This window comes from Campylobacter taeniopygiae, from assembly GCF_005406225.1.
GTDB lineage: Bacteria > Campylobacterota > Campylobacteria > Campylobacterales > Campylobacteraceae > Campylobacter_D > Campylobacter_D taeniopygiae.
In genome coordinates, this window is sequence record NZ_NXLY01000058.1 from 1 (window position 1) to 752 (window position 752).

General features: G+C 29.1%; 3 protein-coding genes. All 3 read left to right on the top strand.

Annotated elements, in window-relative coordinates:
- Nucleotides 1–13: 13 nt before the first annotated feature.
- Nucleotides 14–217: a sigma factor-like helix-turn-helix DNA-binding protein gene (locus CQA75_RS08925; RefSeq protein WP_137624603.1), complete on the top strand. Its 204-nt coding sequence runs from the start codon at nucleotides 14–16 to the stop codon at nucleotides 215–217.
- Nucleotides 201–386: a hypothetical protein gene (locus CQA75_RS08930; protein ID WP_137624604.1), complete on the top strand. Its 186-nt coding sequence runs from the start codon at nucleotides 201–203 to the stop codon at nucleotides 384–386. The genes CQA75_RS08925 and CQA75_RS08930 overlap by 17 nt, the downstream gene beginning before the upstream one ends.
- Nucleotides 387–482: 96 nt before the next feature.
- On the top strand, nucleotides 483–752 hold a 270-nt coding region (locus tag CQA75_RS08935), incomplete at its 3' end, for a DUF7768 domain-containing protein (protein WP_137624605.1).

Here is a 752-nt window from a genome sequence, read left to right on the forward strand (position 1 = left end):
AGATGGTTATATTATGAGTTTTGAAGAGATAGCAAAGGAACTAGGTATTTCAAAAACTCGTGTTCATCAAATCTATAAACACGCTATTAAAAAATTAAGAAGTCCTAAAAATAAAGATAAATGGCTTGCTATCTTTGAAACTTTAGACTTAATAGAACAAGAAAAAACAAAAAGAAACAATTTAATACAAGGAGTAGATTATGACAACAATGATTAAAGGTGAAAAAGCAGACTATAGTGCTTCATTGTTTGAAGTAAGAGGTGTGAGTATTTATTTTAAAGAAAGCGGTGCTTTTGTGGATATTTTAAAAGGAATTTATCCTGATTATATTGCACAAAAAATTCTTAATTTTCATTTGAATAAAAAGCTGAATAAAAGTGCTTGATTTAAAAGCACTTTTATTGTGTTTTTTCTTTTTAAGTCTTTTTTTTAAGAAGACTTAAAAAGGGTAAAACCCTAAAATCATCAAAAAAGGAGAACAATGCCATTAGTTTATATAGCCTCACCTTATAAAGGCTTAGCTGTGCAAGAAAGCAGACGCAAATCATTAGCTATAAGCGTTGCCGAGCAAGAATGCTTAAAAATTATACGTGAATGTGAAGATTTTACACCTGTTTCACCCATACTACAATTTAGCTATTTAGATGAAAACAAACACAGAGACAAAGCTTTACAAATGGGGAAAGAACTTTTAAAAGCTTGTGATTATATTTATCTTAGCAAACACAAAGATGCTAAAAATTCAACAGGT

Bases quoted from the DNA above. Each gene is read 5' to 3' on its own strand.
- CQA75_RS08925 (WP_137624603.1), top strand. From the start codon at position 14: ATGAGTTTTGAAGAGATAGCAAAGGAACTAGGTATTTCAAAAACTCGT.
- CQA75_RS08930 (WP_137624604.1), top strand. From the start codon at position 201: ATGACAACAATGATTAAAGGTGAAAAAGCAGACTATAGTGCTTCATTG.